Genomic DNA, 24,957 nt, shown 5'->3' with positions numbered 1-24,957 from the left:
TAATAGTAAAACACCTAATCACTTTTTACGTGATTTTATGTTAAAACGACGCTTAATACGTTCCACAAAAGCATAATACACATCGGATTCGAATATCCGCGCATCTTTTCGCGCCTGGCGTAAAAAGAAAAAGCCAATGGGCAATAAAGCTAGATTGGAGAACCACGTTCCAAAGAGTGGATTGGCCATGCCCTCTTTGGCCCATTTTTCTCCAGTGATGGTCAACATATAAAAGATGATAAAGAAAATGATCGACACCAACACAGGCATCCCCAATCCTCCTTTTTTGATGATCGCTCCTAAAGGTGCCCCAATCATGAACATCACCACACAGGCAAATGCCTGGGTGTACTTTTGGTACCAGGAAATTTGGAACCGCCTTTTTTCACGGGCCAGATTTTCTACGTTCCCTTGGTTGCTGCTAAAGTTATTTTTAAGCGTCCTCGCACTCTGTAAACCGATCGTAGCAGCCCTGTTCATATAGTTCCCTGCTGCCAACACTGAATCGATTTTTGCTACCTGTACCTCCGTGAATTTCTTGTAAGCGCTTTTTATCGCTTCTTCCCTTGCTTTCCTTTCAGTGATCAGCGTTTCTGCTTTTCTTCTGGAAGCACTGTCCACCTTTGGTGTTTCAGCGGGTGCCTGCTCTTCGGCAAGTGTATCATTGAGACGTTCTTCGGAAGCATCACTTTGTACTTCGGAGTCCACCGGATGGACATCTCCTTTTGTATCATTGACAGTGATTTCACGTTCATTGGGATTCCTTTCTAGCTGCCCATCTTCCCCCTCCTCTTCGGGAGAATTGGAAAGCCGGGAAAGCCCTCCCTTCTCTTGCTCTTTCTCCCTTTTTTCCTTCCATTGCAAGGTCTTCAACGAATCCACTATCGCCTTTTTTCGCTGCAAGTCCGCTGGGATTTCGATTTCCCTTTGCTTTGTAAAAAAGGAATATGCCGATTTTAATTGCGCATAATTATAGTATTGATAGTTCACCAGCTGATTGGACATGCTGTCCACATCCATCTTGATCTCGCTGATGTTTTTGATGGACCTGTTTGAAGACCATAGTTTTTCAGGGGTCCTGTTCATCTCAAAAGCATCCAGGCTAAAGACGATTTCATTGACATCAAACTTCGTTCGGGTAAACGGTGCAGGTTTTCCCCTGATGCCCCTCCTTGGATTCTCTTCATTATAATTATACCCACTGTAAAGGGTAAGCTTCATGTAGCGGTCATTAAAAAACGGCTCCATCCTACCCGAATCAGCAAGAATAAGGGAATTATTTCCACTATTTGCGGTATGATCATAAATAATGACATCCCGAAGCCGTACGTCATCGATTTTTTCATTTACCTTGATACTATAGCCTGGCATGCCATTGTAAAAGACGCCTTCTTTAATGTCCAAGGCGGGTGACTTCATCCTGATGTCGTAAAGTAAGCTGAAGGTTTTTAAGTTTACTTTGGGCACCAAGTAATTGTTCGAATAGAATGCGGCGAAAGAAAGTACCAGAACAAACACACCAATGGGCATTAAGGCCCTCAAGAGCGATATACCGCTACTTTTTATGGCTGTCAACTCGAAATGCTCTCCCAGGTTGCCAAAAGTCATCAGTGCAGAAAGCAAGACAGCCAAGGGCAGTGCCATTGGAGATATTGAAATCACAAAATAACTGATCAACTCCATGTATACTCCGAATCCCAATCCTTTACCAAAGATCTCATCGAAATATTTGAGCATATTGACCGTCAGCAGAATAAAATCTACTACTATGAATGTTAATAAAAATGGGCCGATAAAGGACCCTAAAATCAATTTATCTAATTTCTTCATGAGGCGTATAAACCACCAGTATTCACGTAATATGAAACCACTAAGTTCATCATATTAAATGAAAAATGATAATGATCACGCTATTTATCCACCTATTATTTCCTTGAGGGTCATGATAAGCCCCTCCCAGATTTTTTCTTGCTCATCTTCATCATAACCATCACTATAATCGATCACTTTCAAAAACAGCGTCTGGGTAAGTTCATTTTCTTCCAACCTGAATTCGACAAAAGAGTAGTCCTCTTCCTCTGGCATGTTGGGATCGAAAAACTCAAACTTAACCGAGTGATTGGTCCTAATGGCCACGATCCTCGCATAATGGTCCACACCATCATATTCTATATGAAAATTCTTGTCCTGATCAATGCTGACATCATCCGCAAACCATTCCGAAAGTCCGCTGGCGGTACTTATATAAGGGAAAATAATTTTTTTGGAAGCATTTATCTGATAGTCAGCCACAAACTTATTCTTAACCATATCTTTAAAATTTAATTCTGTAAAAAATTAACTTTTTTCGTCCTATACACTTGCATTTAACGGTATAAGCCTACATATTTGCATTCCCATTCAGCAAGGGGATGGCCACTAACCAAGGCCTTTTATTCCTCTTTTGAATTAAATGGCGAGGTAGCTCAGTTGGTTAGAGCGCAGGATTCATAACCCTGAGGTCACGGGTTCAACTCCCGTCCTCGCTACAAAATGCGCAGGATTCATATCCGCCGCGGCGGACTCGGGTTCAACTCCCGTCCTCGCTACAAAATGTGCAGGATTCTTATCCGCCGCGAATGTATCAGATGATACTGCCGCACCAAACTCATGCAAGGCTTCCATTTTGGGAGCCTTTTTTCTTTTGTTCTTCTTTTTTATCTTTTCTGACATGACTCCGCTTTTTTCAGTTTACGTTTTATTCTCTCCCTCCTATGGGAAAACCTATACCGGAATGACTTCCGACTTGATCAATCGCTTCCATTCACATAATTCCTTTGCCAAAAAAGGGTTTACCGTCAAGTACAGGCCCTGGATAATGATCCATGTGGAATACTTCCACCATAAATCCAATGCATTGCGTCGTGAAAAGGAACTTAAATCCGGCAAAGGCAGGGAATGGATTAAACAACACATCCTACCATTATACACGAATTAGCGCTGCAGGATTCATATCCGCCGCGGCGGACTCGGGTTCAACTCCCGTCCTCGCTACAATATGCGCAGGATTCTTATCCGCCGCGAATGTATCAGATGATACTGCCGCACCAAACTCATGCAAGGCTTCCATTTTGGGAGCCTTTTTTCTTTTGTTCTTCTTTTTTATCTTTTCTGACATGACTCCGCTTTTTTCAGTTTACGTTTTTATTCTCTCCCTCCTATGGGAAAACCTATACCGGAATGACTTCCGACTTGATCAATCGCTTCCATTCACATAATTCCTTTGCCAAAAAAGGGTTTACCGTCAAGTACAGGCCCTGGATAATGATCCATGTGGAATACTTCCACCATAAATCCAATGCATTGCGTCGTGAAAAGGAACTTAAAGCGGGATAGGAAAGGAATTTGGTTATGATGGGCAATAACAAAACGTATAACCGATAATATCAACACCCCTTCTTTCAATTCCTGCCTTATTATTATATCTCCCCTTCAATCTATTTTAATTGCCTCAAGTAATCTCCATTACCCTCACAAATCTACAGGCTTTAACTACCAGTTATTGTCCTATCCTGAGGACAAATTGATACTCAACGTCTATCAATTCCTTAAAACCGGAACTGAACCTAAAGCATTATCTTTCAGGATGTTTCGCTCATTTCACTCCCTAATCGAGGAAATCGTGCGATTTTTTAGCGTTACGCTTGTTGTAATATAGTGAAATTTAGCATATCACCATGCTTGATCAAAAAAATATTAGGCAACAAAAAAGCCCCTCCTAGGAGGGGCTTTCAGGTATCGTAAGTTAGTGCACCTTACTTTACTTTTTCAACTACAGCTTTAAATGCCTCTGGATGATTCATGGCTAAGTCGGCCAACACTTTTCTGTTCAGCTCAACTTCCGCTTTTTTCAACATCCCCATAAATTGTGAATAAGAAATGCCATGTTCTCTGGCACCGGCATTGATACGCTGGATCCAAAGCTTTCTGAATTCTCTCTTCTTCGCTTTTCTATCCCTGTACGCGTACTGTAAACCTTTTTCGTATTTGTTTTTGGCTACGGTCCATACGTTGCTACCTCTTCCGAAGTAACCTCTGGTAGCTTTTAATACTTTCTTTCTTCTTGCTCTTGACGCTACTGCGTTTACTGATCTTGGCATAATTTGATGATTTTTTGACTCTTGGTGGCATTAGAATTCTATTCTTCCGCACTTTTTAAAGACCAAGCATCTGGTGAATAAATAACCTTAAATGATAATTTGTCGAAAATTAGATTCTCAACATGTCTTTTACTCTGTTCACATCTGACTCATGAACTTCGCCCATTTTGGTAAGATTTCTCTTTCTCTTGGTCGCTTTCTTCGTCAGGATGTGGCTTTTGTAAGCATGCTTCCTTCTGATTTTCCCTGATCCAGATAATTTGAATCGTTTTTTTGCACTTGATTTAGTTTTTACTTTAGGCATAACACTGTATTATATTTGTTGAAATTATTTCTTACTTGCTTTAGGAGCAACAAACATATTCATCCGCTTTCCTTCCATTTTGGGAAGTTGTTCTACCTGACCGTATTCCTCCAGTGACTGGGCAAACTTCAACAGCAGCATCTCTCCCCTTTCCTTGAAGACAATTGATCGGCCGACGAAATGAACGTAAGCCTTTACTTTTGCCCCATCCTTCAGAAAGTTAATGGCATGCTTCAGTTTAAAGTCAAAATCATGGTCATCCGTATTCGGACCGAACCTGATTTCTTTTAGAACAGTCTTGGCAGCATTGGCTTTGATTTCCTTCTGCTTCTTCTTCTGCTCATATTTAAATTTTGCATAATCAATCACCTTACATACAGGCGGATTAGCGTTTGGAGAAATTTCGACGAGATCAAGATCTTGCTGTTGGGCAATCTTGATGGCTTCATCTGTAGACATGACTACATTGCCCCCTTCTACAAAATCCCCTACTACCCGTACCTCTCGGGCTCGGATCTTTTGGTTTACTTTATATGGTTCTTCTCGTCTCGGTTTAAACGGTTTTCTTCCTCTCAAAATAGTTATGGTTGATTGAATGAATTTGACTGCAAATATCGGATATTTTTTTAATTATTAAAATACCGATTCTTTTTTAGCTTTTATTTTTATTTACTCAATGATTCCGAAATAATATTTTTGAAGTACTTTACGAAATCTTCTGGTGTAAAACTTCCCAAATCTCCTTCACCATGTTTCCGTACGGACACCTTGCCTTCTTCTTGCTCTTTTTCACCGACTATAAGCATAAAAGGCACTTTTTTCACTTCTGCATCCCTGATTTTCCTACCGATTTTTTCGTCTCTGTTGTCTATAGAACCTGCGATATCGTTCTCATCCAACAACGACTGAACGGTATTGGCATAATCGATAAATTTCTCGGAAATTGGTAAAATATTTATTTGATCCGGTGATAACCAAAGCGGGAAGTTACCTGCGCAATGCTCGATCAGCACCGCCACAAAACGTTCCAATGAACCAAATGGCGCCCGGTGAATCATCACAGGACGATGCTTTTGGTTATCCGATCCCACATATTCCAATTGGAAACGGTCTGGCAATTGATAATCCACTTGGATCGTTCCCAGCTGCCAGCTTCTACCAAGGGCATCCTTTACCATAAAGTCTAACTTCGGCCCGTAGAAAGCTGCTTCTCCCAGCTCGGTGACGGTCTGAAGTCCCTTTTCCTGAGCAGCTTCAACAATCGCTGCTTCAGCTTTGTTCCATGCTTCGTCTCCTCCGATGTATTTTTCCTTATTTTTTGGATCCCGAAGGGATATCTGGGCGGTGTAATCATCAAATCCCAATGCCTTGAATACATATAGCACCAAGTCAATGACTTTGATAAACTCTTCTTTCACCTGATCGGGACGACAGAAAATATGGGCATCGTCCTGAGTAAAGCCCCTTACTCTGGTCAATCCATGAAGTTCACCACTTTGCTCATATCGATAAACAGTCCCAAACTCCGCATAGCGAATCGGTAGATCTTTATACGACCTGGGCTTATGCTTATAGATTTCACAATGGTGAGGGCAGTTCATGGGCTTAAGCAAAAACTCCTCTCCATCATGGGGAGTGGCTATCGGCTGAAACGAATCCTTTCCGTATTTTTCATAATGGCCAGAGGTTTCGTATAATGCCTTGTGGCCAATATGAGGAGTTACCACTTGTTGGTAACCGGATTTATCCTGTGCTTTCTTCAAAAAGTTTACCAATCTTTCCCGCAGCAAGGTTCCCTTCGGCAACCAAAGCGGCAATCCCATGCCCACTTTTTCGCTGAAAGTAAACAGCTCCAATTCTCTTCCCAGCTTCCTATGGTCGCGCTTTTTGGCTTCTTCTACCATGGCCAAGTATTCCTTAAGCTCTTTGGCTTTCGGGAAAGACACCCCATAGATTCGGGTAAGCATTTTATTGTTTTCATCGCCACGCCAATATGCGCCGGCGATGTTCATCAGTTTTACGGCTTTGACAAAACCGGTGTTCGGGACATGCGGCCCTCTACAAAGGTCTACAAAATTGCCTTGCTCATAAAAGGTGATCTTGCCATCTTCCAATCCTTCGATCAGGTCAAGCTTGTATTCGTCTCCCTTGTCTTCAAAATAAGCAATGGCATCATCCTTTGAAATATCTTTTCTGATGTATTCATTTTTCTGTTTGGCGAGCTCGACCATCTTTTTTTCTATGGTCTCCAGCTCATTTCCGTCAATTTGCTTGTCGCCAAAATCCACATCATAATAAAATCCAGTCTCAATGGACGGGCCGATGCCAAACTTCACGCCTGGATAAAGCGCTTCCAATGCCTCAGCTAATAGGTGGGCAGAAGAATGCCAAAAAGTGGATTTTCCTTCCTTGTCATTCCAGGTTAATAATTGCACCTCAGCATCTTGGGAAATGGGGCGCGTGGCATCCCAAACTTCTCCGTTGACTTTGGCGGCCAGGACATTCCGTGCTAATCCCTCACTGATACTAAGCGCGATTTGTAAGCCGGTAGTGCCTTTTTCATACTGCCTTACTGACCCATCTGGCAGTGTAATGTTAATCAAGTTGTCAGACATTTAAAATTGTTATACTAAATATGGAACAAAACACCTTTACAAACAGGTGCATTAAGAATGCAAATATGCAAATTCAGTTACGTAATTGAAAAAAAATGCCCTTTCAATATTATAACGTGTGCCATTAAATTGACAGGTCTCGGATACCTTCAGTCAAAAAACATATCGGCCGCTTTCTTCCTTTTCCAGAAAAAAGCGGCCGATGTATGAATGTTAAAATGGACTGAACAGCCTATTCCCCTACCACGGTTGTCCTGTGCCTTGCAGCAACCAGAATTTTGACCATGGACTGTTGGCCTCATCCGCTTGGGAATAAGGTGTGGTCTCCAGCCGGTCCAAAGCTGCGGTGGCATTATCAGTGTTGATGCTCAACTCTTCCTGCATGTAGAAAAACCGCAGTGGTAGCACTGACCTTACGGCAAACTGACCAGCGGTCAAAGAAGGAAGCCCCGTCCTTCTGTAATCAAACCAAGATTCGGTAGCCGCTGTCCAGCTTGCAATCCACTTTTGCTCCATAATTTGGGAAAGTGAACCATCAAAGGCTGCTGCTCCGGAGATGTATTCATCATAACTGTCCTCCTGCCCCCAAGCGACCAAGGACGCGTTCACCGCTGCTTCATAAAATCCTGCCGCATCGCCCGAAATCCAGCCTTTTACGGCTGCTTCGGCTAAACCAAACTGAACCTCGGAAGCTGTCAACAGCCGACACTTTAAGAAATCCCCAGATGGCTCGGTATACATTTCACTGAGAAATGATACATGCGGGTTATAGGATTGCTGTCCCGGTGTTGGATTGAGGTTATATTCACTGGGAAGGTTCGAAACAGACGGGGGAATTCCGACATAATCTGGATCAGTGTCTACCGGCTTTCCTTCCGCCACATCAGACGCAATATACCGAACGCCATCAACGACCTCGTCTGACCCAGCAGGTAAATCGGGATCGATCACAATCGGTACCTCAACCTTTTCAGCCCACACTCCCAGCCTGGCGTCGTCCAATTCCTGTAGCCTGTCCACCAACGTAGCGCACATTTTGATCCTTCGATAGTTGCTGCCGTTACTGCCATCAAAAACGGTGTTGGAAGGCCAAGAAGTCCCCGAAGACACCCCGGGAAACGGCAAAGATGCCTCATCCGCTTCGGTCACGATCAAGGGAAATTGCCCGGGATCATTTACTATCGCCTGCATTCCAGCTGCCGCGAAATCCGGTAGTTTATCCGATACCCGGATATAGTAGCGCAGCATCAACGAATTGGCAAATTGCCGCCATTTCATGACATCTCCTTGAAAAAGGACATCTTGGGGAACAGCATTGTCATTAGGGAGCTCTTGCAAAATGCCGTTGGCCTCCTGCAGCATCGTAATGACACCCTGATAAATTTCCTGTTGGGTATTAAAACTGGGCAATAGGTATTGATCTCCACCCAAATCACCTTTCAGTGCATCTGTAAACGGAGCATCTCCCCATAAATCGGCCACTCGTCCGAAGTTATAAGCATTCATCACCTTGGCTACCGCAATGTAAAATGGCAGCGATAACTCTTCCCCTCGCTTTTCCATTAACCGGGCATTTTCCAGGATATTATAATACCCGGACCAGCTTTGGTTAGACCAATCATAATTGTTATGGTCTTCAAACCACGCATCTTTTTGGGTATGCTGCATTACCCCAGCAATATCTCCAAAACCCAAATTGAGCTCACGCGTGGCTGTTTCGGTGATCACAGTAGTGATCAGCAGGTTGGGATGGACAGCATCCGGATCAATCCCGTTCGGGTTTACATTCAATTCGGTAAGGTCTTGGCAAGATGACCATAAGCACATCAAAGCCAGGCCAAGGCACAAGGATGAATAAAATCTATTTCTATAGTTTTTCATGATATCTTCTCTTTTCAATTGCTTCACAATGATCAAAATTTGGCATTCAACCTAAAGCCAATCGGAATCACCCAAGGGTTTACATTGTATCGCTCAATTCCCTGCTTGAAGGTGCCATCGCTTTCTGGTTGAAAGGCATTCTCTGGATCAATGCCGATCTTTGCCTTGGTCCAGAGAATCAAATTACTGGTGTACAGGCCTATATTGATGGACTGCATGTTAAGCTTTTTAGCCGTTTCTGTAGGGATGCTATAGTTCAGGGTTGCATCTCGAAGCTTGATGTAAGAAGCATCGAACATGGCTGGCTTGAAGAAATCCCATGGGTAATTATCGGCATAAGGAATGATCTTGGTACCCTCTTCACCAAGGTTTTCCTGGTACCCTGTGATTTCTCCAGCATCATTATAAACAGGGATTACACCTGGATTGAACACCCCGTCGTTAAGCGTAACGGCATATTCAAATGGAAAACCTCCACTCTCGGCTGTCGGACCACCGACGATATTGATCCCGTCAGTAATGTGGGTATCTTTATTGGCGACCAACCAATCCCTAAGTGCTCTCCCGCTTAGCCCATTGGGGCTGATGATTTCGTCCAAAAAGCGTTGGGTTTTCAAATCCGATTCAGAGTATCGGAAGGTTTGGGAGACAAAGTCCCCTCCTTTTCGCCAGTCAAAAGTAAGGCTAAGACTCCAGTTCTTATAGCTTAAGCTGGCCTGCATCCCGGCAATGAAATCCGGGTTAAAATTGCCGACTTTGTTTTTGGCATTGGCTTGGTTAATGGCCTGCCAACTGCCGTCTTCATCCAGGACGGGATAACCGTAATACGGTGATTCCGGATCTTCTACCGTAACCAGTTTACGGTCATAAATACTGCCGATCTCATCGCCTACATAAGACCACGCCCCTCCCCTGGAATCGCTCCAAAGGTAAAACACCTCTACCTCATCGGTCAATTCCTCTATCGTACTCCTGTATTTGGAAACATTGAAGTTTAGGTCCAGCACAAACTCATTATCGATCGGGGTAAGCCCCAAAACCATTTCCCAACCTTTGCTGTTGACCAAACCGGCATTGACGTATTTACTGGTAAAGCCAGAGGAAGGAGGCAAGGTCACGGGTAAAATCTGGTTTTTATTATCTGTATTGAAGTACGTAATGTCAAACCTCAATCTATTGCGAAAGGCTGCCGCCTCAAGGCCAAACTCGTAGGAAGTAGCTATCTCTGGTTTCAGATCAGGAGTCTTAAGCCCATCAGGCACTGACAGGCGGGTCTGGCCTGCCCATTCTTCTGTATTGGAGAGGGTCGGAAGCAGGTTATATGGTCCCGTATCGTTACCTACCTGTGCCCAACCTGCCCGCAATTTGATCATGTCCACTTGATTGCCCATCGGCAACATGTCACTGATAATGGCACTCAAGGAAGCGGATGGATAAAAATAGGAGCGATTAGCTGCCGGCAACGTACTGGACCAGTCATTTCGGGCGGTCAAATCCAGGTAAAGCAGGTCTTTATAACCCAAGTTTGCCAAACCATACACACTGTAAACAGCTTTTTCGGAAATACTACTGCTATACACCAAATTGTCTGAAAGCGTATTGCTCAAAGTATAAACCCCAGGTACAATCAATCCAGACCCTTCGGATTTGGTGGCATTCTGCATGGTATTGCCGCGGTTGTAGCGAAGGTTCCCTCCTGCTGAGTAGGTCATGCTAAAATCGGTGAGCTCCTTTTGATAGGTGGCCATTACCTCAATATTGCGCTCATATCGATCCAAATTCACAATGCCGTATCCACCGTTTGGATCTTCTGTATAGCTCATCGGAATCTTGGATTCCCGCCTTTCGGAATACATGTCAAGCATGTATTTGCCTTGAAGGGAAAATTCATCCGTAATCTGATAATTCAAGCCGATATTGCCAAAAACCCGGTTTCTGTCAAAACTGTTGTTCACTTCATAGGCCAGGAAATACGGATTATTGTAATCCCCTATGGCCTGGGAGCGCTGCTGGATTCCCTCCTGCCCGGGCATCCAATAGTCTTTCAAATCATTGATGTCAATGTGCGGAGAAAGCTTATAGGCCCATTCCAGTGGATTGGCCCCACGGTTTCCAGCGGGCCTGTTGTCTGAACCGGTTCTGCTAATGTTTACACTGCTGCTAAGTCGAAGCTTATCCGTAATCGCCAAATCAGAATTTATGGACAAGTTGTTTCGATTGAAATCAGAATTAGGAACAATTCCCCAATTGTTCAAGTTGGTATAACCAATCCTGTAATTCATCTTTTCGGTATTATTGGAAACCGATACGCCGTTAGTGGTCGTTACGCCATTTCGTACAAAATTCGCCACATTATCAGGATTGGACACCAACGGCAACGGAATCAAGTTACCATTTTCATCACGAGGACTGTTCCATTGGATGGCCTCGTATCCTCGGTCAAGTTCAGGGCCTGCACCAGCCGAAGATCCTTCTTCAATGGTGAGCACTCCTCCCGGATAAGGATTGTTATCTGGCGTATAAGGTCGCACCCCTGTGGCAAAGCGACTGTGCATCGGCAGGTATTTGTAGGGCACTTCTACCAAAGTATTGGAAGAAACACTTACGGTAACTTTATCCACATTTTTACCGGACTTGGTCGTGATAAGGACGACACCGTTCCCTGCACGTGAACCATAAAGTGCTGCAGCACTGGGGCCTTTCAGCACGGAAACACTCTCAATATCCTCCGGGTTGATATCGGACATGGCATTGCCATAATCCACTTTGTTGTCGTTTCCGATCTGGCTGATATTATTGAGGGAGTTGATCACGGGAACGCCATCCACCACAAATAGCGGTTGGTTATCTCCGCTAAGGGAGGTGATGCCGCGGATGATCATGCTTACCGAAGAACCTGGCCCTCCGGTGGAATTGATGCTTACGCCAGGCACCCTGCCTGCTAGGGATTTCAGCATATTGTCCTGTCCGCCCCGTTCAAAATCCTTTCCTGAAACTTCCGAAACGGCATAACCGAGCGAACGCTCTTCGCGACGGATTCCCAAGGCCGTGACCACTGCTCCTTCTAAATTCTGGTAGGCACCTTGCAAGGTAATCCGTAAATTGGTTTGGTTGCCTACTGCCATTTCTTTTGAGTGGAATCCTACATAGCTGATCACCAGCACCGTTTCACTTCCCGGCACTTCTAAGCTAAATTTTCCATCCAGGTCGGTGATGGTACCAGTGGTAGCACCCTTGATCTTTACAGTGGCTCCAGCCAGTGGATTGCCCTCTTCATCAAAGACCACTCCGTCGATCTTTGCCCTTCTTGCTTCTTTGGATTTAGGACGGATAAGAATTGTTTGACCTGCCTTCCGAAATTCCAGTTGACTCTTTGTATTGAGCATGTTAAGGAGCTCATTCAGCTGTCCCCTTTCACTGAGCTGAACTTCCCCATTAAGTGCTGGCGCAATGGTTTCATCATATAAAAATTTATAATCGGTTTGTTCTTCTACGCTAAAAATAAATTGACGTACCGTAACGTTAGATTGAGGAAGACGGATTTGTTGGTCTTCAGCTGGATAAGCCGCAGCACCAAGCAAAATTGCCATGGCGAAGAGACTTATCCGTTGGAGCCAATAGGTCCAAAGATTTCCATTTGTAATTTTAATTTTCATACTTTGCTAAAATTTTGAGTGGTTAATTTTCTACTTGAATTGACAGCATGGGGCCGTTCGCCAAAACTGGGCCTCATGCTTGTTTTAGTTTACCGGTTTGTTTGGTGCTTCATAGGCAAGGGGTTGATCTTTATGAGTTCTGGGTTTTGGGTGTGTTCTTTATTGGCCAGAAAGGCAATGGCACGAATCATCTCATGCACATCTTTATCCGCAAAACGACCATTAAGCGTCAACTTGTAAAGGGATGAGTCCACCACTTCCAGCTCCACGCCATACCATCGTTCCATTTTTCTTATCACTTGGTCAAAAGGCGTTTTGTCAAAGGCCAAAATCCGCGCTTTCCATAAAATTTCAGCTGCTGCTTCCACACGATAGCTACCGCTATCTTTTTGGATGACAATGGATTGACCTTTGGTCAAGGTTTCCGATAAGTTTGGAATGCTATGGCTACTGACCGCTACTTTTCCCTCCGTCACGGTGACCCTGTAAAAATCTTCTTCTGGATAGGCCTCCACATTGAAAGCCGTTCCCAATACTTGAATGTCCATCTCACCACTGTGAATGGTAAAAGGCCTAGACACATCCCGGAAAATATCAAAAAAGCCCTCTCCTTGGAAGGTTACTACTCTCCCCTTCTCCGGCTTGAATGGTTCATACGCCAAGGTGCTGCCGGCATTCAAATAAACATGGCTACTGTCTTCCAATATATAATCCGATTGCTCTCCATAGGCTGTTTGATGACTGACAAGCTCTGAGGAAGGCTGTGCTCCAAAAAACAACACCCCAGCCCCAATGCCGAGCAAAAGCAACAAGGATGCTGCCACCGCCATCCAAGGTGCCAGCCGGTGTTGGGGAGTCGTTTGTGCAGGATGATAGGCATCCATTACTTGTTCGAAATGATCCTGCAGGACTTCTTCTACTGCTTGACTTTCACTGGAAAACTCTTCCAGCATCAGCTCAAATTCCGCTCTGCTGATTTCTCCTTTTAAGTACCGCTCTGTGAGCGCTTTGATATCCCTGTTTGTATTTGACATAAGCTGATCTTTATCAAATGCCCTATCCACCTATGATTCAGCAGATAAGCTACTTTGTTATAAAGACTCAATATCTGCTCTAACAGACTACTCTGACAAGGTTAACTTTTCATTAACAACTTGTTTTCTCACTGATACTTCTCGGTAAAAGTTATCAAGCATCCTAACCAAAAAACGTATTGCTCCCTGCTACTTCACTCCCTGCGGAGCACTGATCACGTCCAGATACCTTCCCATCCAATAGGGTAAAAGCCAAATATCCCCGGCGCTGTACGCTGATTTTCCTTGGCTGCCCCCGTCCAGCTCAAAACGATTGGCATTGTGTCTCCTAATCCGAAGTTCATCCGGTGGAAGAACCTTGGCTGTGGCTTGGTTGCGGAAATTTGCATCCAGTTTGACGATGTCTTTGCGGTGACTATTGACCATCGTCCAATCGATCAAATCCATGGGATACTGCTTCAGGTACCATATTGCCTCTTCTTGATCAAAATTATCCGGCGAAATCATGGCGGTAAATATGTTCCACAAACCATCTTTCTCCGGACGTTCTGCCTCCCAGTGATCCTTGATGGCCTTCCTATAATGGCTTTTCAAGGTATCATTGAACGCATAGCGATAGAGTCCCCAGTAGCCCAAAAAGTACATTTCATCATCCGAATGATTCCAACTTTGGGACAGCATCTCCGCCCAATCATCTGAACTTTCATCCGCCCTTCCGATATTTTCCATCGGAACCATTAGGTTCTGCAAATAACCGTGCCCATCCATTAGCTCAAATGCCTTTTCCTTGTAAATTTCCTTTTTTGTGAAATGGTAGGCGGTTTGGAGCATCGCAATGATATTGGAAGAATTCAGTTTCCGGTCCCCTACCATTGGCGGGAAACCATTGACGTATTCCGGGTTCCATTTGCCCCAAAGCGTAGGCTTCCCGTCATAATCCACCAAGTAGAAATCATGGGCTACAATATGCTGCATCAATCCATCCAGCAACCTAATGGCCTGATCCCTCACTTCGGGTACCTTGACCACCTCTGCCAATACCCCAAAAGCAAAGACATGCCCTATCGCTTCGTCACTACTGGTGGTAGCTTTCCAATCCCACTCAGGATGTTCCGCGGATTGCCAGCGCTCGGGATCGGAAAGGTGCTTCTTATACCCTGACCGGTTAAAAGACCGGGAAGGAAATCCTTCCACTGGATTGATGGTATATAACCTTTCCATGGCATCCAACGATTCCCGACAATTTTCCAAGGCTTCTGCGTCACCGCTGACCGCATAGCGAAAGGCCTGACCTGCCAGATACATGGCGGTCCAAAGGCCATCATTGTCAGAATCCTTCAGCATCCCCGAGTCTACATTTCCCGCCTCCAGATTCCCCAAAGAAGCATTAAACCCAAACCGGATATGCCGATTTCTAACTTGGTCTTCAAAATACATGGCCTTATCGTGCAAGGTATATTCGCTAAATACCAGCTTGGAAAGCCCTTGGGAGGTAAGCAAGAGGATACTCCCCTCTTTTCCCTCCCCAATATCGATCACCCTCGTGCCCACCAACCACCGCTCTCCAAAGTAATAGTCAAAGCCCCCGTCATGCTTCACCCGAAAGGCTCCCTTTTCAGTTCCCATCCATAGGGTTCCCTTGATATTTTTAACGGTGAGGATGGCCGGACAAGGAAGCTGGGAGTTTTTGGTGGAAGCCTTGTTGGTAGATAGGTCAAATGTAAAATACCCATCGGTCGTTCCTACAACCATCTTTTGACCTTTCGCTGTAAAATCAAAACTCGTCAGGCCCTCGCCACTGTACAGGTGAGTCAGCCCCCCTCCTTCACCATCCAACCTGTAGATGCTGCCTACTGTCAGTAAAACATGACTTTTTAAGGCCGAATTATACTTTATCGTTAGCGGTTTTTCAGGTATCTTGATCGACCATAGTATTTTATTTTCCTTGACCGCATGGATCTTTTCTTTTCCCACCACGATGAACGTAAAATGCTCCGATGGGCTTAGCATCCTCGCTTCAGTTAAACCATGGATATCAAATAATTTTCCTGCCCAGGCATTGGACAAAACCGCTGTGCTGTCCAGATAGACAAATTGATCCTGATAAAGCACCAAATCCTTCAACACCTTATCGTTAAGGCCTTGATAGGTCTGGTCTTTCATCAATTTTCCAGGATAGAGAAAAGCACCTGCATGGGGTCGAAAAACACCGCTATCTGTCAAAACCTGAATGATACCATTCCTATCCGATGCTACCTTTATGGCTTGTTCCTCCATTTCAAAAGGATATTTGATGCTGACTTCCTGCTCAAATGGAGTATCCTGATAAGCCACAGGAGTTAGTTCAGCCTCATCTGCCCCTTTGGACTGGCAGGCACTTATGAAAATAGTATAGGCAACACATAGCAGAAGTGAATATAGACTGGGTTTAGACATTGGAATAGGTATTGATGAATATAAAACTGATTTCTTATAGGGTACGCAACTTCAGTCAAATCAGGCTATTGCCAAGAACAAACCTTTTCACCAGTAGTCCATGTATGCAAGATTGAAGTATATTGGTCAGGACATTATCTTTTTTAACCATGAAGATTGGAATTGATTTAGGAGGTACCAAAGTGCAGATTGGCCTGGAAAAAAATGGTACCATCGTTCGACAACAAAAAGCTTTTCTGACCGAAAAGGACAACTTGGAGGCCTCTTTGGCCCAGTTAAAAGAATTTATCCGCCCTTTTATTTCCGAAGCGGTATCAGGCATTGGTATCGGGGTACCTTCAGTGGTGGATACTGCCCAAGGAATCGTCTATAACGTCACCAATATCCCCGCTTGGGAAAAAGTACATTTGAAGGATATTTTAGAGGAGGAGTTTAACATCCCCGTGATGGTCAATAATGATGTAAATTGTTTTGTCCTTGGTGAACACCGCTTTGGCTTGGGCAAAAATTTTCAACATATCGTCGGCCTCTGTATCGGTACCGGCTTAGGAGCAGGGTTGGTACTGGACAATCAACTTTACATGGGACATAACTGCGGTGCGGGAGAAATCGGGCTTGTCCCTTACTTGGACCAAAACATTGAATACTACGCAAGTGGCAATTTTTTCACGGCCATCCATGACACCACCGCCCTTCAGGCATTCCATGCCGCTACGGCAGGAGACCATGATGCCCTTCAGCAATGGGAGGAATTTGGCCTTCACTTTGGTAAGGCCATGTTAGCGGCCATGTATACTTATGACCCGGAGGCCATTATCATTGGAGGTTCTATTTCGAAAGCTTACCCGTTTTTTAGCCAAGCACTTCAAAAAACATTGGCGGAATTTATCTATCCCGAATCATTTAAACGGCTAAAAATACTAATTTCAGAAAATGAACACATTCCCATGCTGGGAGCCGCTGCTTTAACCCACTTGAATTTGCACCCATGATATGAATAGAAATCTCCCCATCGTCCTTTTGATATTGCTCATTTTCTTCGTCATATCTTTTTTGACCAATATCCTTGGTCCTATTATACCAGATATTATCGAAAGCTTTGATTTGAGCCTTGGGCTTGCCGGCTTTTTGCCATTTTCTTTTTTTGTGGCCTATGGCGTCATGTCCATTCCTTCGGGGCTGTTGGCAGAAAAATACCATGAGAAAAAAGTGCTGATAGTTGCTTTTATGATTGCTTTTGGAGGAGCATTATTGTTTGCGGTTTTTACGAGTTTTATCGTAGCCCTATTATCACTTTTCATCATCGGTATTGGCATGGCAATGCTTCAGGTGGTGATTAATCCATTGCTGAGAACAGCTGGTGGGGAATCCCATTTTGCGTTTAACTCTGTCTTGGGGCAATTGGCATTTGGTGCAGCTTCTTTTCTCAGTCCCATGCTTTACAGCCACTTGGTCACCCACATGCATACAGACGCATCAGCATCGAGCTTGATTAAGTTCCTCAACCCATTGGTTCCTGAGCAATTGGCTTGGGTTTCATTGTACTGGGTATTTGCAGCCATCGCTTTGGTGATGGTGCTGATATTGGTTTTTGTCCGCTTTCCGAAAGTCACCTTGGGAGATGATGAAAAAATAAACATTCGAGGCGCATTCAAGGATTTAATCGCCAATAGGCGTGTCCACCTGTACTTTCTCGGAATATTTTGCTACGTCGGTACCGAACAGGGAATAGCGAATTGGATATCGAAATTTCTCCAAACTTACCATGGCCTGGATCCAGCGATCGAAGGCGCCCAAACCATTTCCTATTTCTGGGGACTGCTGACCATTGGCTGTTTGCTGGGATTGTTGTTGCTGAAACTAATGGACAGCAAAAAAGTCCTTCGAATATTTACTGGAGGTGCTATTTTGGCCCTGCTACTTTCCCTTTTTGGGCCTACTGAAGTAGCCTTGATCACCTTTCCGCTGACAGGGTTCTTTGCATCCGTGATGTGGTCAGTTATCGTATCGCTTGCCTTAAACTCTGTTCCCCGCCACCACGGCACCTTTTCAGGCTTGCTGTGCACCGGAATCGTGGGTGGTGCGGTGGTTCCATTGATCATTGGGGCACTAGCTGATGTCGCAGGCTTACGATGGGCAATGCTCTTTTTATTGGTTACCTTAGGATATGTCCTGAGTATCGGTTTTTGGGCAAAGCCACTGGTAAAAAATGCTACCATTACTTCCCTCAATGATCTTTTCAAACGCCAATCCTAATGCTATGTACAAAGTCATACTCCTATTGGATTTTGCTGAAGAATACAGCAAGAGCCTGTTGAAAGGCATATCAAAATATGCGTCGGAAAATGGACGGTGGACTTTTTGCCGCATGCCCCTCTATTACCGTGAAACCAAAGGGATGGAGCGTATTTTGGATTGGGCAAAAGAATGGGGCGCCCATGGGATTATAGGCCAACTATACAATGAAATGGACCTCCAGAAGATCCTCGATACGGGCATCCCTGTTATCGCCCAAGATTTTAAGGAGCGTTTTGATGTCCTACCAAATATCACAGGGGACTATCATAAAATGGGCCAGCTAGGAGCTGATTATTTCCTGAAAAAAGGTTTCAAGCATTTTGCCTTTTATGGCTTTAACAATATCGTCTGGTCGCGCGAACGTGCGGAAGGGTTTGAGAGTCGAATCAACGACCATGGATATAAGGTTCATTATTTTGAACACCGAAAATCTCGGTCCACGGATATCTGGTATTATAAGAGCAATTCCCTGAGCAACTGGCTCCTTTCCCTCCCAAAGCCAATTGCATTGATGACCTGTGACGACAATCAAGGGCTGCATATCACCGAAGTATGTCGACAAAATAATATCCGGATCCCGGAAGAAGTGGCAGTGCTGGGAGTAGACAATGATGTCATGTTGTGCGAACTATCTGATCCACCACTTTCCAGTATCGCCATGGACATCGAAAAAGGTGGCTATGATACCGCTAAGCTGTTGGAACACATGATCATCAATGGCAATCAGTCCCATTATGACATTATCGTAGAAGCCACTCAAATCATCACCAGGCAATCCACCGACATATACGCCACACATGACACCTACATTGCTTCTACTCTAAAATATATCCATCAACATATCGAGAACAATCTCCATGTGGAAGATGTCGTACAGCAAGTACCGCTTTCCAGACGTTCCCTTGAGAAACGCTTCCTACAAATCACGGGCTATCCCATTTATAAATACATTTTTAATCTCCGCATTGAAAAATTCACCCAAAAGCTGTTAGAAACGGATATGACCGTCTTTGAAATCGCAGTGGATATGGGCCTTTCCGACAGTAAGAACATCGCCCGTCAGTTTAAGCAAGTAAAAGGGTGTAATCCGAGCGAATACCGCAAAAAATACCTCGCTGGGAAGTAGGTATTTGTTTTAATGAAAATAGTTCTTTTTAAAAATTTCAACCAACGTAAACTCTACTTTTCTAACAAGACCTTATAAAATTGCTAACTAAATAGTCTATAAATTTGATTAACAATTCCCTTTCATAATAGCCAATTCCATGTTATTAAAAAGGAGTCTACCAATGCCTTTCCTTAATTAAGTAGTATAAAATTAATCAAAATCGAATACTTACTAGATTACAAATACGCATTAAACATAATTCTAAATTTGAAATAATTAGTTCACACGTACTTTTATGTCAAAGTAAACAAGGCCAAAGGCGTATGGATAATCCCCTTTAATTTTAATATCTCAAAAAAAAGTTTCATGCTTATGCAATATATTTCAAAAATTGTATATTAGCATTTATAATGCATTTATTTAAATACATAAAGCATTTTTGTAATTTTAAAACATCAATAATTTTTCAATAAATCCATTTAAAATTATTAACAACTAACCAGGTACCGTATGAGTGCAATAAAGTATCGTCCAGAAATAGATGGTTTAAGAACTGTAGCCGTACTACCGGTCATCCTGTTTCATTTAGGCATAAGCTGGATTAAAGGAGGATTTTACGGTGTAGATGTATTTTTTGTAATTTCAGGATACCTTATCACCAGTATTATATTGAAAAAACTCGAAGCCGGAACGTTCTCATTCACTGACTTTTGGTTACGTAGAGTTAAAAGAATTTTGCCTGCTTTAATCACTGTAGTACTATTCTGTTTTTTGGTTTTCCCTTTCCTAATCTTTCCAGGTGATTTAAAATATATGGCTCAAGATGGCCTAGCAGCTCTTTTCTCAGTGGCAAACTTTAATGCCTATTTAAATCTGGGCGACTATTGGGGAGGAAGAGCCGAATCCTCAATATTTCTTCATGCTTGGTCTTTGTCTGTTGAAGAACAATTTTACTTAGTATACCCGTTGTTATTATTTTTGCTTTATAAGGGTAAGAAAAGTCTGCTTTTTTGGGTGGCCATCATCGTACTATTAAGTTTCTGTTGGTATTCGTTCGCAATCATTTTCGAATCTGATCAATTCCCGCTAAATATTTTTTCAAGCAATTCTCTAGCCTTTTATATGATTCCATCTAGGGCTTGGGAGTTAGGTGCGGGAGGAATCATTGCGGTATTGACAAAAAAGCGTTTTGGTAATCGTTTATCCATAGGAATTAAATCAGCATTATCGCTAATAGGACTTGTAATGATTTTTCTAGGATACTTTATCCCAACAAATGGAGACATTAGCTTTTTAGCGCTTTTACCCGTAATTGGATCCTGTTTGTTCATACTTTTTGCTAACGAAACGAGGGCCGCTGGTTTGCTATTAAGCAATAGCACCATGGTATATATCGGAAAAATTTCTTATTCGCTTTATTTATGGCACTGGCCATTTTGTGTATTACTTCATCGTTACTTATCACCAAAGTTGGGTATTTCCACCCTGAATGCCAATCTCCTGATTTTAGTACTTACAGCTTTCTTCTCCATTTTATCCTATAATCTTGTCGAAACAAAAACAAGGTTTTATCAGCATACTGTTAAACTAGTAGGGCTGTGTACAGTAATTATATTGACTGCAAGTTCTTACTTTATGTATGTCCATGTTGTCAACTACGAAAAAGTCCCTTTCAATTATGTAGAGGCTTATTTTGATTATTATCAAATGGGAAAGAAAAAAGACATGGATAGAAGCGAAAAGGGAATGGAAAAAAACTTAGAGGATCATACCATTCGATACTACCCAGTGCATGACACGAGAGAAGCATATAAAAGCGGAGGTTTAGTTATTGGTAACAATAAAATGCAAAAGCCTGAAATAATGATGATGGGCGATTCACATGCTACTGGCTGGGCCAAAGTGGTCAATGAAATCACTGATAGTCTCTCAACGAAAATTGCATATTATACGCAAACAGGCTTTTACCCCTTCTTTAAAATTGACGATTTAATTGATGATAATTTCTTTGGAATTGACTGGCAAGGATATCCTACAAACGTCATCAAAACCTTAGAAGATCCTTCCATTAAATTACTAATCATGACTGCTAGAATGGAAAATAGAGACCAAGAAGCGTTCGAAAAATTTGAAAGCTTTTGTGCCCATGCCAATTCCCTAGATAAAAAAGTTCTTATCATAAATCAGGTTCCATTATGGAGTAAATGGTCTTCCAAAAACGCTGCCGTCATCTTAAGTTACTTTAATATACATCCTAACGGATCCAAGCAATATTTTAATCGTATTGAAAAAAATGAAATGGTGGAAATTGCCAATAAAAAGCTAAATAAAATAGCGGATAAATACCCTCAAGTTCAAGTTTTTGACTCCTATTCGATTTTTATGAATGGAAATAAAGTCTGGATAACTGATGATAAAGATGTACTATATTTTGATGATGACCACCTTAGCTATCAAGGAACCTTGAGAGCTAAAAATGATTTATATGCTACCATAAAATCTATGTTGACAGCAAATAATCATTTCAATAAAAACCTATCCAAACAAACATCTCTAAAAACCAACTAAACACCTTATCCCATTAATTTCTTCATCACAACTTGATAAACACCTTTTTCCGATAAAGCAGCCAGGCTGGAATAAAATTGATCAGGACAAAGCAAAGGGCAAACACCATACTGGCAATTTCTGGCATCATGCCCAAGCTCTTTGCCGCTTGCATGAAATGTGCACTGATGCTTTGCCCGTCAAGGGGCAATTGATAGAAAAACAAGGAGAGTATATCGGCCAAAACATAAACAGTAATCGCATTGGAACCGAAAATGACCCAAGGGGTAGTCCCTTGGCTATTCCCCTTAACATCGATCCAGTAATAAAATGCTCCCAAAAAACTAAATGCCGTACCACCGGTAACCAATACAAAGGAGCTTGTCCAAAGGTTTTTATTAATTGGGAAAAACCATGCCCAAAACAACCCCCAAAGGGTTAGAACAAGGCCTATTACCATCAAATTATTAGCTTTTTCTACTTCCTTCAGTTGGCTCTTTAGCAATTGCCCGGCCAACATGCCCAAAATCCCAGTGGCTATGGCAGGAAGGGTGCTGAAAACCCCTTCTGGATCCCAAGTGTCCTGCCACATCTTGCCCGGAAGGAGGTATTGATCAACCCATGCCGCTAGATTTTTACCCGGTTCGAGCATAGGCCGATCAAAACCAGGTGTGGGAATAAGCGTCATCATCAGCCAATATCCGACTAAAAGCAGCAATCCAAGGTATGCCTGCTGCTTCCAGTCGAGATTTAAAAACATTAGCGTGCACGCCACAAATACCAATGCGATCCGCTGAAGTACACCGGCTACCCTGATAGCTGAAAAGTCAAATTCAGGGATCATGCCTAAAAGTACGCCTAAGGCAAAGATCTTTGCTCCTCGGAAAAATAATTTTTTATACACAATGGTCTTGTCCATCTCCATTTTTCCAGCATAGGCCATGACAATAGAAACACCGACGATGAACAAAAAGAACGGAAAGATGAAATCTGTCGGAGTAATGCCATTCCACTGTGCATGATGTAACGGCGGAAAAACATGTTCCCAGCTACCGGGAAAATTCACTAAAATCATTGCCGCGATGGTCATTCCCCGTAAGACATCCAAAGAGATTAATCTTTTGTTTTTGTTGGCCATTATTTAACGTTTTGATGAATAAACACCTTTAATACTTCATTTTTAAGCATTAGGCTATTGTCTACATAAAGCAATCATTATCCATCACATCAATCCTTAACAATAAATTAACCATCTAAAAATCAACCGGTAACACTTCTCACTCCGTCGCAAATTGAGGTTTTTAATACGCGTTTTACGAAAAACATTACCATATAAAGCGTGAAATTTAATCTGTTGAGATAAACAGATTTCGTCATGAACCAACCCGACAAACACATCCTATTAAGCTTTATACAAGGTGATCAAGAAGCCACGGATTATATCTATCGATATTATAGAACCCCTGTACTCCGTTTTGCCATATCTATTTTAAAAGATGAAGTAGAAGCGGAAAATATCTTCCAAGAAGTCTTTACCAAGATCATTTGCAGGCAAGATAAAATCAACCCTGACATGAATTTTAGCTCGTACATTTTTACGGCCGTGAAAAATGAAATCTTTGATTATTTCAAAGCAGTAAAAAAAGACCATAAACTCAAAGAACAATTTTGGGTAAATGTACAGGTGGCCAGCAAAGAAGAAAAAGAACAGCAAGAGCTTCAACTCGAACAACTAGAAGGCCTTATAAGTCAGCTCTCGCCTAAACGAAAGCAGGTCCTTCACATGAATATTTTCGAGAAAAAATCCTATCAGCAGATCGCAGAGGAACTGGCCATTTCTGTCAATACCGTAAAAAATCAACTGATCAAAGCTAAAGCAATGATCCGACAAGAAATGAACTAAAAAAGCACTGGTAATGCATTTTCATACCAGTGCTTTTATTGTGAGCCCTAACTCGTGGCCCTCGCGCCAAATTGCATAAAGGGCTTAATTTTGTATGAGTAACTCATTAATTTCTACCTGTAAAATAGCTTTCTTGGGAATATTTATGTTCCCCTTCAAACATACTCGTGTATCCGTCACCGCCCAAACTGTAGTTTCCACCAATAGATGGTTCATATCAGCATCGCAAAGGTGAAGCTTCACTTTTAAGTGGTCTAAATTGCCCAGTGTAAGGGCATTCATAAGTTGTTTATCTCGGTGCTTGACGTCCTCTTGGGTATTCAACACCTCAAAATGGGCTAATTTTATCCCCGGCAATTGTTCTTTCTCAACATAAATTAACGTCTTCATCATTCTTGGACTTTTAAGGATTTTTGGATAATGGTTTGTCGGATACGTTGTTCCCATGTGTTGGCCAATACGAGTTCGTTTATCAAACAAGAAAATTTTTCTCCGTCATAAATTTCTATTTTTTGCCGCTGCCCGGGAATTTCACTTTCCAAAATCAAATCGATTTGATCAATTATTTTATGCCCTCTGGAATCCCCTTGTGATTTTATCCTTCTTGATTTTTCATCCACATGCACCCCATTCACATGATGTAAATCAATGATGAACGGATCTCCTTTAGCGATATCCTCTATGTAAACTAGTTTACATTTCTCCTCATCCATTCCCAGGAAGTACTGGTTTCTCCAAATTTCCATGAAATGAAAAGATAAATTGTGCATTCGAGCATATGCTGACATTCGCGCTTTGGCCTGCGCTTGCCTTCTTGTATTTTTTTTATGGTGTATTACAAATGGTATGGCAAATGCAATGATCATGACCACTACAAATACCAATGATACGGTATCTAACATGTTTATAGGATAATAGGTAGCCACACTGCCCCAATAGACACCATCAAGCAAATGAAAAATGCTGCACCAGGCAATGGGTTGGATGCACCTGTCCCCATCATGATTGGAGCCTTCACCTAAAAGCTGATGGCTGC

General features: G+C 42.7%; 21 protein-coding genes and 1 tRNA gene. 8 read left to right on the top strand and 14 right to left on the bottom strand.

Annotation, left to right across the window (positions count from 1 at the left end; all coding sequences use genetic code 11):
* Positions 1–18: 18 nt before the first annotated feature.
* Both ECHVI_RS16710 and ECHVI_RS16705 read right to left on the bottom strand, forming a co-directional pair.
* Positions 19–1,830 carry an LptF/LptG family permease gene (locus ECHVI_RS16710; protein WP_015267197.1) on the bottom strand — a complete coding sequence of 604 codons (1,812 nt, stop codon included), beginning with the start codon at positions 1,828–1,830 and terminating at the stop codon, positions 19–21.
* Between the two features lie 84 nt (positions 1,831–1,914).
* Positions 1,915–2,310 carry an START-like domain-containing protein gene (locus ECHVI_RS16705; RefSeq protein WP_015267196.1) on the bottom strand — a complete coding sequence of 132 codons (396 nt, stop codon included), beginning with the start codon at positions 2,308–2,310 and terminating at the stop codon, positions 1,915–1,917.
* 144 nt (positions 2,311–2,454) lie between these two features.
* On the opposite strand from ECHVI_RS16705, the gene ECHVI_RS16700 reads away from it, so the two are divergent.
* Both ECHVI_RS16700 and ECHVI_RS16695 read left to right on the top strand, forming a co-directional pair.
* Positions 2,455–2,528, top strand: a tRNA-Met gene (locus ECHVI_RS16700).
* A 182-nt stretch (positions 2,529–2,710) separates the two neighbouring features.
* On the top strand, positions 2,711–2,977 hold the full coding sequence (locus tag ECHVI_RS16695) for a GIY-YIG nuclease family protein (protein ID WP_015267195.1): 267 nt from the start codon (positions 2,711–2,713) through the stop codon (positions 2,975–2,977).
* On the opposite strand, the gene ECHVI_RS16690 is transcribed toward ECHVI_RS16695, so the two are convergent.
* The gene (locus tag ECHVI_RS16690) at positions 2,963–3,157 is read right to left on the bottom strand and encodes a hypothetical protein (RefSeq protein ID WP_015267194.1); all 195 of its coding nucleotides are present in this window, start codon (positions 3,155–3,157) and stop codon (positions 2,963–2,965) included. The genes ECHVI_RS16695 and ECHVI_RS16690 overlap by 15 nt on opposite strands.
* A 62-nt stretch (positions 3,158–3,219) precedes the next feature.
* Between ECHVI_RS16690 and ECHVI_RS23380 the strand changes: the two genes are divergently transcribed.
* The gene (locus tag ECHVI_RS23380; protein ID WP_083891983.1) at positions 3,220–3,375 is read left to right on the top strand and encodes a GIY-YIG nuclease family protein; all 156 of its coding nucleotides are present in this window, start codon (positions 3,220–3,222) and stop codon (positions 3,373–3,375) included.
* A 419-nt stretch (positions 3,376–3,794) separates the two neighbouring features.
* On the opposite strand, the gene rplT is transcribed toward ECHVI_RS23380, so the two are convergent.
* The 8 genes from rplT to ECHVI_RS16645 form a co-directional block, all read right to left on the bottom strand.
* On the bottom strand, positions 3,795–4,139 hold the full coding sequence (gene rplT / locus ECHVI_RS16680; RefSeq protein ID WP_015267193.1) for a 50S ribosomal protein L20: 345 nt from the start codon (positions 4,137–4,139) through the stop codon (positions 3,795–3,797).
* 109 nt (positions 4,140–4,248) lie between these two features.
* Entirely contained in the window at positions 4,249–4,443 is a 195-nt protein-coding gene (gene rpmI / locus ECHVI_RS16675; RefSeq protein ID WP_015267192.1) for a 50S ribosomal protein L35, read from the bottom strand.
* Positions 4,444–4,467: 24 nt separating this feature from the next.
* The gene (gene infC / locus ECHVI_RS16670) at positions 4,468–5,019 is read right to left on the bottom strand and encodes a translation initiation factor IF-3 (RefSeq protein ID WP_015267191.1); all 552 of its coding nucleotides are present in this window, start codon (positions 5,017–5,019) and stop codon (positions 4,468–4,470) included.
* Positions 5,020–5,108: 89 nt separating this feature from the next.
* A complete protein-coding gene (gene thrS, locus ECHVI_RS16665; RefSeq protein ID WP_015267190.1) occupies positions 5,109–7,058 on the bottom strand; it encodes a threonine--tRNA ligase in 1,950 nt (649 codons plus the stop codon).
* A 240-nt stretch (positions 7,059–7,298) separates the two neighbouring features.
* Positions 7,299–8,939, bottom strand: a complete 1,641-nt coding sequence (locus tag ECHVI_RS16660; RefSeq protein WP_015267189.1) for a SusD/RagB family nutrient-binding outer membrane lipoprotein — start codon at positions 8,937–8,939, stop codon at positions 7,299–7,301.
* A 32-nt stretch (positions 8,940–8,971) separates the two neighbouring features.
* Positions 8,972–12,595 carry a SusC/RagA family TonB-linked outer membrane protein gene (locus ECHVI_RS16655; RefSeq protein ID WP_015267188.1) on the bottom strand — a complete coding sequence of 1,208 codons (3,624 nt, stop codon included), beginning with the start codon at positions 12,593–12,595 and terminating at the stop codon, positions 8,972–8,974.
* 89 nt (positions 12,596–12,684) lie between these two features.
* On the bottom strand, positions 12,685–13,629 hold the full coding sequence (locus ECHVI_RS16650) for a FecR domain-containing protein (protein WP_015267187.1): 945 nt from the start codon (positions 13,627–13,629) through the stop codon (positions 12,685–12,687).
* A gap of 189 nt (positions 13,630–13,818) precedes the next feature.
* Positions 13,819–16,065: a hypothetical protein gene (locus ECHVI_RS16645; RefSeq protein ID WP_015267186.1), complete on the bottom strand. Its 2,247-nt coding sequence runs from the start codon at positions 16,063–16,065 to the stop codon at positions 13,819–13,821.
* A 149-nt stretch (positions 16,066–16,214) separates the two neighbouring features.
* Here ECHVI_RS16645 and ECHVI_RS16640 point away from each other — a divergent pair, with 149 nt between their 5' ends.
* The 4 genes from ECHVI_RS16640 to ECHVI_RS23035 all read left to right on the top strand — a co-directional run bounded on the left by ECHVI_RS16640 (position 16,215) and on the right by ECHVI_RS23035 (position 22,039).
* Positions 16,215–17,057 (top strand): ROK family protein, encoded by an 843-nt coding sequence (locus ECHVI_RS16640; protein WP_015267185.1) that lies wholly within the window; start codon positions 16,215–16,217, stop codon positions 17,055–17,057.
* A gap of 1 nt (position 17,058) precedes the next feature.
* The gene (locus ECHVI_RS16635) at positions 17,059–18,321 is read left to right on the top strand and encodes an MFS transporter (protein WP_015267184.1); all 1,263 of its coding nucleotides are present in this window, start codon (positions 17,059–17,061) and stop codon (positions 18,319–18,321) included.
* A gap of 4 nt (positions 18,322–18,325) precedes the next feature.
* Entirely contained in the window at positions 18,326–19,489 is a 1,164-nt protein-coding gene (locus ECHVI_RS16630) for an AraC family transcriptional regulator (protein ID WP_015267183.1), read from the top strand.
* 492 nt (positions 19,490–19,981) lie between these two features.
* Entirely contained in the window at positions 19,982–22,039 is a 2,058-nt protein-coding gene (locus tag ECHVI_RS23035) for an acyltransferase family protein (protein WP_015267182.1), read from the top strand.
* 25 nt (positions 22,040–22,064) lie between these two features.
* Here ECHVI_RS23035 and ECHVI_RS16620 read toward each other — a convergent pair whose 3' ends face one another.
* The gene (locus tag ECHVI_RS16620) at positions 22,065–23,156 is read right to left on the bottom strand and encodes an acyltransferase family protein (protein WP_015267181.1); all 1,092 of its coding nucleotides are present in this window, start codon (positions 23,154–23,156) and stop codon (positions 22,065–22,067) included.
* 237 nt (positions 23,157–23,393) lie between these two features.
* On the opposite strand from ECHVI_RS16620, the gene ECHVI_RS16615 reads away from it, so the two are divergent.
* Complete coding sequence (locus tag ECHVI_RS16615) at positions 23,394–23,921, top strand: RNA polymerase sigma factor (RefSeq protein ID WP_015267180.1); 528 nt, start codon at positions 23,394–23,396, stop codon at positions 23,919–23,921.
* 84 nt (positions 23,922–24,005) lie between these two features.
* On the opposite strand, the gene ECHVI_RS16610 is transcribed toward ECHVI_RS16615, so the two are convergent.
* Both ECHVI_RS16610 and ECHVI_RS16605 read right to left on the bottom strand, forming a co-directional pair.
* A complete protein-coding gene (locus ECHVI_RS16610) occupies positions 24,006–24,314 on the bottom strand; it encodes a hypothetical protein (protein WP_052331442.1) in 309 nt (102 codons plus the stop codon).
* Complete coding sequence (locus tag ECHVI_RS16605) at positions 24,311–24,823, bottom strand: hypothetical protein (protein WP_015267178.1); 513 nt, start codon at positions 24,821–24,823, stop codon at positions 24,311–24,313. Before ECHVI_RS16605 ends, ECHVI_RS16610 begins: the two co-directional genes overlap by 4 nt.
* Between the last annotated feature and the right edge of the window lie 134 nt (positions 24,824–24,957).

It is taken from the genome of Echinicola vietnamensis DSM 17526, assembly GCF_000325705.1.
GTDB classification, from domain to species: domain Bacteria; phylum Bacteroidota; class Bacteroidia; order Cytophagales; family Cyclobacteriaceae; genus Echinicola; species Echinicola vietnamensis.
The sequence above is the reverse complement of the archived record's forward strand: the minus strand, read 5'-3'. Positions and strand labels throughout refer to the sequence as shown.

Excerpts from the sequence above, each read along its gene's own strand:
- ECHVI_RS16690 (WP_015267194.1), bottom strand. The coding sequence starts at position 3,157 with ATGTCAGAAAAGATAAAAAAGAAGAACAAAAGAAAAAAGGCTCCCAAA.
- ECHVI_RS23380 (WP_083891983.1), top strand. The coding sequence starts at position 3,220 with ATGACTTCCGACTTGATCAATCGCTTCCATTCACATAATTCCTTTGCC.
- ECHVI_RS16660 (WP_015267189.1), bottom strand. The coding sequence starts at position 8,939 with ATGAAAAACTATAGAAATAGATTTTATTCATCCTTGTGCCTTGGCCTG.
- ECHVI_RS16610 (WP_052331442.1), bottom strand. The coding sequence starts at position 24,314 with ATGATGAAGACGTTAATTTATGTTGAGAAAGAACAATTGCCGGGGATA.
- ECHVI_RS16710 (WP_015267197.1), bottom strand. The coding sequence starts at position 1,830 with ATGAAGAAATTAGATAAATTGATTTTAGGGTCCTTTATCGGCCCATTT.
- ECHVI_RS23035 (WP_015267182.1), top strand. The coding sequence starts at position 19,982 with ATGAGTGCAATAAAGTATCGTCCAGAAATAGATGGTTTAAGAACTGTA.
- thrS (WP_015267190.1), bottom strand. The coding sequence starts at position 7,058 with ATGTCTGACAACTTGATTAACATTACACTGCCAGATGGGTCAGTAAGG.
- ECHVI_RS16695 (WP_015267195.1), top strand. The coding sequence starts at position 2,711 with ATGACTCCGCTTTTTTCAGTTTACGTTTTATTCTCTCCCTCCTATGGG.
- ECHVI_RS16615 (WP_015267180.1), top strand. The coding sequence starts at position 23,394 with ATGAACCAACCCGACAAACACATCCTATTAAGCTTTATACAAGGTGAT.
- ECHVI_RS16605 (WP_015267178.1), bottom strand. The coding sequence starts at position 24,823 with ATGTTAGATACCGTATCATTGGTATTTGTAGTGGTCATGATCATTGCA.
- ECHVI_RS16645 (WP_015267186.1), bottom strand. The coding sequence starts at position 16,065 with ATGTCTAAACCCAGTCTATATTCACTTCTGCTATGTGTTGCCTATACT.
- ECHVI_RS16705 (WP_015267196.1), bottom strand. The coding sequence starts at position 2,310 with ATGGTTAAGAATAAGTTTGTGGCTGACTATCAGATAAATGCTTCCAAA.
- rpmI (WP_015267192.1), bottom strand. The coding sequence starts at position 4,443 with ATGCCTAAAGTAAAAACTAAATCAAGTGCAAAAAAACGATTCAAATTA.
- ECHVI_RS16655 (WP_015267188.1), bottom strand. The coding sequence starts at position 12,595 with ATGAAAATTAAAATTACAAATGGAAATCTTTGGACCTATTGGCTCCAA.
- ECHVI_RS16620 (WP_015267181.1), bottom strand. The coding sequence starts at position 23,156 with ATGGCCAACAAAAACAAAAGATTAATCTCTTTGGATGTCTTACGGGGA.
- rplT (WP_015267193.1), bottom strand. The coding sequence starts at position 4,139 with ATGCCAAGATCAGTAAACGCAGTAGCGTCAAGAGCAAGAAGAAAGAAA.
- ECHVI_RS16630 (WP_015267183.1), top strand. The coding sequence starts at position 18,326 with ATGTACAAAGTCATACTCCTATTGGATTTTGCTGAAGAATACAGCAAG.
- ECHVI_RS16635 (WP_015267184.1), top strand. The coding sequence starts at position 17,059 with ATGAATAGAAATCTCCCCATCGTCCTTTTGATATTGCTCATTTTCTTC.
- ECHVI_RS16640 (WP_015267185.1), top strand. The coding sequence starts at position 16,215 with ATGAAGATTGGAATTGATTTAGGAGGTACCAAAGTGCAGATTGGCCTG.
- ECHVI_RS16650 (WP_015267187.1), bottom strand. The coding sequence starts at position 13,629 with ATGTCAAATACAAACAGGGATATCAAAGCGCTCACAGAGCGGTACTTA.